The organism is Methylobacterium trifolii (assembly GCF_022179685.1).
Lineage (GTDB): Bacteria > Pseudomonadota > Alphaproteobacteria > Rhizobiales > Beijerinckiaceae > Methylobacterium > Methylobacterium trifolii.
Genome location: NZ_BPRB01000035.1, coordinates 72,076 through 80,601 on the forward strand (window position 1 = coordinate 72,076; position 8,526 = coordinate 80,601).

9 protein-coding genes are annotated in these 8,526 nt (G+C 70.6%); 8 read left to right on the top strand and 1 reads right to left on the bottom strand.

The genetic code is table 11. From position 1 onward, the window contains the following. The first annotated feature begins 15 nt into the window (after window positions 1–15). From radA to COGEMETH_RS03255, 8 genes are all read left to right on the top strand, one after another. Window positions 16–1,455: a DNA repair protein RadA gene (gene radA / locus COGEMETH_RS03220; RefSeq protein ID WP_238181184.1), complete on the top strand. Its 1,440-nt coding sequence runs from the start codon at window positions 16–18 to the stop codon at window positions 1,453–1,455. Between the two features lie 234 nt (window positions 1,456–1,689). Beyond that, entirely contained in the window at window positions 1,690–2,304 is a 615-nt protein-coding gene (locus tag COGEMETH_RS03225; RefSeq protein ID WP_238181185.1) for a CvpA family protein, read from the top strand. Window positions 2,305–2,484: 180 nt separating this feature from the next. Further along, window positions 2,485–3,963, top strand: coding sequence for an amidophosphoribosyltransferase (gene purF, locus COGEMETH_RS03230; protein ID WP_238181186.1), 1,479 nt, complete (start codon window positions 2,485–2,487; stop codon window positions 3,961–3,963). A gap of 12 nt (window positions 3,964–3,975) precedes the next feature. Beyond that, on the top strand, window positions 3,976–4,719 hold the full coding sequence (locus tag COGEMETH_RS03235; RefSeq protein ID WP_238181187.1) for an SDR family NAD(P)-dependent oxidoreductase: 744 nt from the start codon (window positions 3,976–3,978) through the stop codon (window positions 4,717–4,719). Between the two features lie 62 nt (window positions 4,720–4,781). Then, the gene (locus COGEMETH_RS03240; protein ID WP_238181188.1) at window positions 4,782–5,192 is read left to right on the top strand and encodes a dihydrofolate reductase; all 411 of its coding nucleotides are present in this window, start codon (window positions 4,782–4,784) and stop codon (window positions 5,190–5,192) included. A gap of 43 nt (window positions 5,193–5,235) precedes the next feature. Beyond that, complete coding sequence (locus COGEMETH_RS03245; RefSeq protein ID WP_238181189.1) at window positions 5,236–5,484, top strand: type II toxin-antitoxin system Phd/YefM family antitoxin; 249 nt, start codon at window positions 5,236–5,238, stop codon at window positions 5,482–5,484. Next, complete coding sequence (locus COGEMETH_RS03250) at window positions 5,478–5,903, top strand: type II toxin-antitoxin system VapC family toxin (RefSeq protein ID WP_238181190.1); 426 nt, start codon at window positions 5,478–5,480, stop codon at window positions 5,901–5,903. The genes COGEMETH_RS03245 and COGEMETH_RS03250 overlap by 7 nt, the downstream gene beginning before the upstream one ends. A gap of 66 nt (window positions 5,904–5,969) precedes the next feature. After that, on the top strand, window positions 5,970–7,103 hold the full coding sequence (locus COGEMETH_RS03255) for a carboxylate-amine ligase (protein ID WP_238181191.1): 1,134 nt from the start codon (window positions 5,970–5,972) through the stop codon (window positions 7,101–7,103). Here COGEMETH_RS03255 and der read toward each other — a convergent pair whose 3' ends face one another. Then, window positions 7,104–8,450: a ribosome biogenesis GTPase Der gene (der, locus tag COGEMETH_RS03260; RefSeq protein ID WP_238181192.1), complete on the bottom strand. Its 1,347-nt coding sequence runs from the start codon at window positions 8,448–8,450 to the stop codon at window positions 7,104–7,106. Window positions 8,451–8,526 lie beyond the last annotated feature (76 nt).

The window sequence follows — 8,526 nt, forward strand, 5'->3', positions numbered from 1 at the left end:
CGCACCCTCCAAAACATGGCCAAGATCCACCAGACCTTCGTCTGCCAGTCCTGCGGGGCGGTCTACAACCGCTGGCGCGGGCGCTGCGAGGCCTGCAACGGCTGGAACACGATCGTCGAGGAGACGCCCGGCGGCTCCGGCCCGCAGGCCGGTCCCGCGGCGACACGGCCGTCGCGCGCCCGCGGCCGGGTCTTCCCCCTCGAAGGGCTGACCGGCGAGGCCAGGGAGGCGCCGCGCATCCCGTCCGGCATCGCGGAACTCGACCGGGTGACCGGCGGGGGCTTCGTGCGCGGCTCGGTGATCCTGCTCGGCGGCGACCCCGGCATCGGCAAGTCGACGCTGCTGATGCAGGCCTCGGCCGCCATGGCCGGGACGGGCGAGCGCGTGGCCTACATCTCGGGCGAGGAGGCCGTTGGACAGGTACGGCTGCGCGCCGAGCGCCTCGGCCTCTCCGGCCGGCCGGTGGAGCTGGCGGCCGAGACCAACGTCGAGGACATCGTCGAGACCCTGTCGCAGGGCCGCCCGCCGGCGCTGGCCATCATCGATTCGATCCAGACCATGTGGACCGAGACCGTGGAATCGGCGCCGGGCACGGTGACGCAGGTGCGCTCCTCCGCCCAGGCCCTGATCCGCTTCGCCAAGACCACGGGCACGGCGGTGATCCTGGTCGGCCACGTCACCAAGGACGGGCAGATCGCCGGGCCGCGGGTGGTGGAGCACATGGTCGACGCGGTCGCCTCCTTCGAGGGCGACCAGGGCCATCATTTCCGCATCCTGCGCGCGGTCAAGAACCGCTTCGGGCCCACCGACGAGATCGGCGTGTTCGAGATGACCGACATGGGGCTCTCCGAGGTGCCCAACCCCTCCGCCCTGTTCCTGGCCGGCCGCGACCAGCAGGCCGCCGGCACCGCGGTCTTCGCCGGGATGGAGGGCACCCGGCCGCTACTGGTGGAGATCCAGGCCCTGGTTGCGCCCTCGTCCCTCGGCATGCCGCGCCGCGCCGTGGTCGGCTGGGACCCCAACCGCCTCTCGATGGTGCTGGCGGTGCTGGAGTCCCACGGCGGCATCCGGCTCGGCACCCACGACGTCTACCTCAACGTGGCCGGCGGCCTGCGCATCACGGAGCCGGCGGCCGACCTCGCGGTGGCCGCCGCCCTGGTCTCGTCGCTCTCGGGCACGGTCCTGCCGCCGGAGACGGTGTATTTCGGCGAGATCGGCCTGTCCGGCGCGGTCCGCCCGGTGGCGCAGGCGGGCGCCCGGCTGAAGGAGGCCCAGAAGCTCGGCTTCGCCAAAGCGATGATGCCGCAGGGCCGGGGCGAGACCACCGACCGCGCGCTCGCCACCGAGAGCCTGCGCCACATCGCCGACCTCGTGGCCGGTATCGCCTCCGGGGCTCCGCGGCGCGTGGGTTCCGGGCGGGGGCGCAGCGCGCCGCGCTACGAGGAGGCGGATTGAGGGCCTGCCCTCGGCCCGATCGAGGAGCATGGCCGGCGATCGATACGAGGCCGGGGTGCGGCTTATCCACATTCAACCTGCGGCTGTCGGGTCGCAGGAGAGCCTTCCTTCGGGCGTCGGCGGCGGCGAGGGTGACGGCCGAGGTTCCGCACGGTATACAGGCGCGGCGGCCCTGGGGAGCCGCAGACCCGTTCGTTTCGCCGTGGCACCTCCCCGCCCGACCCGAATCCCACGATGCCGTTCACCGTTCTCGATCTCGTCGTGCTCGGCATCGTCGCGGTCTCCGCGCTGCTCGCGGCCGTGCGCGGCGTCACCCGCGAGGTGCTGGCGATCATCGCCTGGGTCGCCGCCGCCGCCGTGGCGTGGTCGTTCCATCCCTTGCTGCTGCCCACCGTCAAGCAGCACGTCACCAGCGACACCGTGGCCCTCGTCGCCTCCATCGCCGCGATCTTCCTCGGGGTGCTGATCGTCGTGTCGATCATCACCGTGAAGATCTCGGACGTAGTGCTCGATTCCCGGATCGGTGCCGTCGACCGGTCGCTCGGCTTCCTGTTCGGGGCCGGGCGCGGTTTCCTGATCTGCGTGATCGGCTGGGTGTTCCTGTCCTGGCTGGTGCAGGGCAAGGTGCCGGAATGGGCAGCCCAGGCCCGCTCGCGCTCGATGCTGGAAAAATCCGGCGACGCCCTGGTGGCGCAGTTGCCCGAGAACCCGGAAGGCTTCCTGAAGCAGTTCAAGAAGCCCAAGGTCGAGACGCCGCCGAACGAGCCCGTCGAGGCCCCGGCCGAGACCGACGTGCCGGCCCAGCGCCGGACCGAGACCGCGCCAGCCACGCCCGCACCGCGACGCTGACCTGCATTCGCTCCCGCTTGGTTGCGATGCGACGGGCCCTCAGATAACGGCTTGATGACGGTGCCGGACGAGAACGATTCCAAGGGAGCGGTCCTGTAGGGGCGTTTCCGGCCGCCTCGACTCGCCTGCGGCGCGCACCCGGGCTTTTTCGGCCGAGGGCAACCAGGGATCGACCCGAGCATGTCACATGGCGCCGTGCCTGCCCCCAGCCCTTCCGATGACGACGGCGAGGGCGACACGCTCCGCGAGGAGTGCGGCGTCTTCGGCATCTTCGGGCACCCGGACGCCTCGGCGGTCGTGGCGCTGGGCCTCCACGCCCTCCAGCACCGCGGCCAGGAGGCAGCGGGCATCGTCTCCTTCGACGGGGCGGTCTTCCATTCCGAGCGCAGGCCCGGCCTCGTCGGCGATTCCTTCTCCGACGCCGGGACGATCGAGCGCCTCAAGGGCCGCGCGGCCATCGGCCACGTGCGCTACTCCACCACCGGCGGCACCATCCTGCGCAACGTGCAGCCGCTGTTCGCGGAACTGGCCGGCGGCGGCCTCGCGGTGGCGCATAACGGCAACCTGACCAACGCCCTCTCGATCCGCCGCGACCTCGTGCGCGACGGAGCGATCACGCAATCGACCTCCGACACCGAGGTGATCCTGCACCTGGCCGCCCGCAGCCGGAAGCCGCGGATCGTCGAGCGCTTCATCGACGCCCTCCAGGCGATCCAGGGCGCCTATGCCATCGTCGCGCTCACCAACAAGAAGCTGATCGGCGCCCGTGACCCGCTGGGCATCCGCCCGCTGGTGATCGGCGAACTCGACGGCCGCTACATGCTGGCCTCCGAGACCTGCGCGCTCGACATCATCGGCGCGAAGTTCGTGCGCGACGTGGAGAACGGCGAGGTCGTGGTGATCTCGGAGGACGGCATCGAGTCGATCCGCTTCGCCGAGAGACGACCGATGCGGCCGTGCATCTTCGAGTACATCTACTTCGCCCGGCCGGATTCGGTGGTGAACGGCAAGAGCGTCTACGGGGTGCGCAAGAACATCGGCCGCGAACTCGCCCGCGAGGCCGCCGTGCCCGCCGACGTCGTCGTGCCGGTCCCGGATTCCGGCGTTCCGGCGGCCCTGGGCTTCGCGCAAGAGACCGGCATCCCCTTCGAGATGGGGATCATCCGCAACCACTACGTGGGCCGCACCTTCATCCAGCCGACGCAGTCGGTGCGCGAACTCGGGGTGCGGATGAAGCACTCGGCCAACCGCGCCGCGATCGAGGGCAAGCGCATCGTGCTCGTCGACGACAGCTTGGTCCGCGGCACCACCTCGGTGAAGATCGTGCGGATGATGCGCGAGGCCGGGGCGGCGGAGGTGCATTTCCGCATCGCCTCGCCGCCGATCACCTTTCCCGACTTCTACGGCATCGACACGCCGGAGCGAGAGAAGCTGCTCGCCGCCACCCACGACCTCGAAGGGATGCGCCGCTACATCGGCGCCGATTCCCTGGCCTTCCTCTCGATCCCCGGCCTGTACCGGGCGATGGGCGAGGAGCGCCGCGACGAGGCCTGCCCGCAATACACCGACCATTGCTTCACCGGCGACTACCCGACCGGCCTGACGGACCTGGCCATCGCCGGGCCGAAGCGCCTCGCCATGCTGGCCGAAGCCGACTGAGTTCGAGAGACCATGGCTGACAGGATTCTCGAAGGCCGCGTCGCCGTCGTCACCGGCGCCTCGCGCGGCATCGGCCGGGCGGCGGCCCTGGCGCTTGCGGCCGCCGGCGCGCACGTCATCGCCGTGGCGCGCACGCAAGGCGCGCTGGAAGAGCTCGACGACGCGATCCGGACGGCCGGATCGAGCGCGACCCTGGTGCCCCTGGACGTCACCGATTCCGACGGCATCGACCGGCTCGGCGCGGCGATCGACGCGCGCTGGAAGCGCCTCGACATCCTGGTCGGCAACGCCGGCATCCTCGGCGCCCTGATGCCGATCGGGCACATCACCCCCAAGGTCTGGGGGCAGGTGATGGACGTGAACGTCACCGCCAACTGGCGCCTGATCCGCTCCCTCGACCCCTTGCTGCGCCTGTCGGATGCCGGCCGGGCGATCTTCGTGTCCTCGGGTGCGGCGAACAAATGCACGGCGTATTGGGGCCCCTATTCCGTCTCGAAGGCGGCCCTGGAGGCGCTGGTGCGCACCTACGCGGCCGAGACGACGAGCACGGCCATCCGCGCGATGCTGCTCAACCCCGGCCCGCTGCGCACCGCCATGCGCCGTTCGGCGATGCCGGGCGAAGACCCGGAGACGCTCAAGACCCCGGACGACCTCGCCCCCCACTTCGTGCGGCTGGCGTCCCCGACCTGGACCGAGACCGGCAAGATTTTTGACTTCCCGACCGACCGGCTCCTGACACCGCAAGCGCCTCAATAAAGGGGTCCGGGGCCAAGGCCCCGGCGGGATCCGGGCGGAGCCCGCTCTTACTGGACATCTCCATGATCGACGTGCGCTGCATCTGCGCGATCGGCCATCGCGGCCAGCTCGGCCTGAACGGGCAACTGCCCTGGGAGGGCAACACCAACCCGCTCTTCGTCGAGGACGTGACGCGCTTCTTCGCGCTGACCATGGGCCACGTCCTGATCGCCGGCCCGAAGACCGTGGCCTCGGTGCCGGCCTTCGCGTTCGAGGACCGCACCATCGACGTGATCCGCTCGCACGAGGACCCGGAAGCGGTGCTCGCCCGCTATCCCGGCCGGCGCGTCTTCGTGGGCGGTGGCATCGCGGTCTGGAACGTCTACGCGCGCTACATCCAGAACTGGGACATCACGCGGCTCCCCTACGACGGGGAGGCGGATCGCTGGTTCGACCCGGCCTGGCTCGTGGGCGGGGCCTTCCGGGCGCCGTAGGCCGATCTGGACAGCGCTGCGCCGCCGCCCGTACTCTGCGCCCATGAGCGAGCACAGCGTCGGCGATGCCGAGAAGCACCTGTCGGACCTGATCGACCGTGCGCTCGCGGGCGAAGGCGTGGTGATCACGCGGGACGGACGGCCGGTCGTCGCCCTGCATCCGCTTCCGTCGCAGGGACGCCCGGTCACGCCCGCCGACCTGGATTGGCTTGCGATGCGCCGCGTGACGATGCGCGGACCTCGTGAGGACGCCGGGCCGTTCGTCAGCCGCCTGCGCGATGAGGAATGGTGAGAGCCTATCTGGACACCAGCGTCCTCGTCGCGCTGCTTACCGACGACCCGTCGACGCTGCGCGCGGACAGCTTCTTCCGGACCCACGCGCCAATTCCGGTCGTCAGCGATTTCGCGGCCGCGGAGTTCGCCTCTGCCTTGGGACGTCGGGTTCGCATGGGCGAGATCGATGCCGGGCAGGCAAGAACGGCGTTCTCGCACCTCGATCAATGGATCGTCCGGGTCGCGCAACGCATCGAAATCGGAGCACGGGACGTAGCCGAGGCGGAGCGTTTCCTGCGACGCCTCGATCTGACCCTGCGCACGCCCGATGCGCTCAATATCGCCCTCTGTTTCCGCGCCTCGGCCGTGCTCGCGACCTTCGACGACAAGATGGCAGCCGCCGCACGCGCGCTCGGCCTCGATGTCGTGACGACGTAGCGGAAGCGGGACCGAAACCGCACGATACGCGCTTATATGCTCGTTCGACACCGCGCGGGAAACGAGATGAGCACCCACAGCTACCGCTTCGGCATCGAAGAAGAGTACTTTCTCGCCGATGCGGAGACCCGCGGCACCCCGCGGCGCTCGGTCAAGCCGTTCCACCTGGAGGTGGCCGAGCGCCTGCCCGAGACCGGGCGCGAGTTGCTGCAGTGCCAGGTCGAGGTCTGCACGCCGCCGGTCACGGATTTTTCGGACGCCCGCGCGGGGCTGGCCCGCCAGCGCGCCGCCCTGGCCGATCTCGCCGCCGAGCACGAACTCCTGGTCTTCGCCGCCGGCACGCACCCGATCGCCGACTGGTCGCGGCAGCTGCCGACCAAGGGGGACCGCTACCGCGGTATCCTGCGCGACGTGGGGATGGCCGGGCGCCGCAGCCTGATCTGCGGCATGCACGTCCACGTCGAGGTGCCGGACCCGGATGCCCGCATCGACCTGATGAACCGGCTGCTGCCGTTCCAGCCGCTGCTGTTCGCCCTCTCGGCCTCCTCCCCATTCTGGCAGGGCAAGCCCACGGGGCTGACCGCCTACCGCCTGAGTGCCTTCGGAGAACTGCCGCGCACCGGCCTGCCGGAGCTGTTCCCGGATCGGACCGCCTACGAGCGCTACGTCCGGATCATGACGCGGGCCGGCTCGATCCAGGATGCGAGCTTCCTGTGGTGGTCGCTCCGGCCCTCGATCAAGTTCCCGACGCTCGAACTGCGCATCGCCGATTCCTGCACGCGGCTCGCAGATGCATTGGCCATCGCGGCCGTGTACCGCTGCCTCGTGCGCCTCGCCGTGCGTCGCCCGGACCTCAATGCCGGGCTCGACGGCGTCTCGCGGGCGCTGGCCGACGAGAACCTGTGGCGGGCCCAGCGCAGCGGCATCGGCGCCGAGATGATCGACGAGGCCCGCGAGGAGGCACGGCCCTACGCCGAGGCCCTGGACGCCGTGCTCGACCTGATCGCGGAGGATGCCGCGGCGCTCGGCTGCACCGCGGAGGTGGCCCATGCCCGCACCATCGCCCGGGACGGCACCAGCGCAGACGGGCAGATCGCCGCCTTCGAGGCCGCGCGCGACAGGGGGCTGACCAACCGCCAGGCGCTGGACGCGGTGGTTGACTGGCTGGCCGAGACGTCTCGCAGTGCCGCTGCGATGTGATCAGCCCTTGTCGAACGGGTTCGACGAGGTGCGCAGGCTGAGCCGGATCGGGGTGCCCGGCAGGTCGAAGGCCTCGCGCAGCGCGTTGACGAGGTAGCGGGTGTAGCTCTTCGGCAGGGCGTTGAGCTGGTTGCCGAACAGGGCGAAGTGCGGTGGGCGGCTCTTCACCTGGGTGGCGTAGCGGATCTTGATGCGCCGCCCCGAGACGGCGGGCGGCGGGTTGCGCTGGGTCGCCTGCGAGAGCCAGTCGTTGATGCGGGAGGTGGAGATGCGCTTGTCCCAGACCTCGGCCGCGCCGACCACGGCCTGCATCAGCTTGTCGACCCCCTCCCCCGCGAGCCCCGACAGCGGCACCACGGCCACGCCCCGCACCTGCGGCAGCAGGCGGGTGCAATCCTCGCGCAGGGACTTCAGCAGACCGGGCTGGTCGGCCACGAGGTCCCATTTGTTGAGGCCGATCACCAGGGAGCGGCCTTCGCTCTCCACCAGGTCGACGATGGTCAGATCCTGCTTCTCGAACGGGATCGTGGCGTCGAGCAGGATCACCACGACTTCGGCGAAGCGCACGGCGCGGATGCCGTCCGAGACCGCGAGCTTTTCGAGCTTGTCGTCGATGCGGGCGCGCCGGCGCATGCCGGCGGTGTCGTGCAGCTTGATCCGCCGGCCCCGCCACTCCCAGTCGAGGGAGATCGAGTCGCGGGTGATGCCGGCCTCGGGGCCGACCAGCAGGCGCTCCTGCCCCAGCATGCGGTTGATCAGCGTCGACTTGCCGGCGTTCGGGCGGCCGACGATGGCGACCCGCAGCGCCTTGCCGCCGGGGCCGTCCTCCTCGTCCTCGTCCTCGTCGCGGGCGGGCAGCGCGTTCTTGAGGGCCTCGTGCAACTCGCCCACGCCCTCTCCGTGCTCGGCCGAGAACGGGATCGGGTCGCCGAGGCCGAGGCCGAACGCCTCGTAGGCGCCGCTCATCCCGGCGCCGCCTTCCGCCTTGTTGGCGATCAGGATCACCGCGACGCCGGAGCGGCGCACCAGTTCGGCGAAGGGCTGGTCGGCCGGCAGCACGCCCGCGCGGGCATCGATGACGAACAGCACGATGTCCGATTCGAGGATCGCGGCCTCGGTCTGCATCCGCATCCGGCCGGTCAGCGAGGCTTCGTCCGCCTCCTCCAGCCCCGCCGTGTCGATGACGCGGAACTTCAGGCCGCCGAACTGGACGTCGCCCTCGCGGCGGTCGCGGGTGACGCCGGGGCGGTCGTCGACCAGGGCGAGCTTCTTACCCACGAGCCTGTTGAACAGGGTCGACTTGCCGACATTCGGCCGTCCGACGATCGCGACGGTCGGCAGTTCCATGGGGTGGTCCGTTCTTTGATCGTATCCACCGTCCGACGCCGGACGGTGCAGGTCTGGACGATGCCCAAAACCTCCG

Bases quoted from the DNA above. Each gene is read 5' to 3' on its own strand.
- purF (WP_238181186.1), top strand. From the start codon at position 2,485: ATGTCACATGGCGCCGTGCCTGCCCCCAGCCCTTCCGATGACGACGGC.
- der (WP_238181192.1), bottom strand. From the start codon at position 8,450: ATGGAACTGCCGACCGTCGCGATCGTCGGACGGCCGAATGTCGGCAAG.
- COGEMETH_RS03240 (WP_238181188.1), top strand. From the start codon at position 4,782: ATGATCGACGTGCGCTGCATCTGCGCGATCGGCCATCGCGGCCAGCTC.
- COGEMETH_RS03245 (WP_238181189.1), top strand. From the start codon at position 5,236: ATGAGCGAGCACAGCGTCGGCGATGCCGAGAAGCACCTGTCGGACCTG.
- radA (WP_238181184.1), top strand. From the start codon at position 16: ATGGCCAAGATCCACCAGACCTTCGTCTGCCAGTCCTGCGGGGCGGTC.
- COGEMETH_RS03235 (WP_238181187.1), top strand. From the start codon at position 3,976: ATGGCTGACAGGATTCTCGAAGGCCGCGTCGCCGTCGTCACCGGCGCC.
- COGEMETH_RS03225 (WP_238181185.1), top strand. From the start codon at position 1,690: ATGCCGTTCACCGTTCTCGATCTCGTCGTGCTCGGCATCGTCGCGGTC.
- COGEMETH_RS03250 (WP_238181190.1), top strand. From the start codon at position 5,478: ATGGTGAGAGCCTATCTGGACACCAGCGTCCTCGTCGCGCTGCTTACC.
- COGEMETH_RS03255 (WP_238181191.1), top strand. From the start codon at position 5,970: ATGAGCACCCACAGCTACCGCTTCGGCATCGAAGAAGAGTACTTTCTC.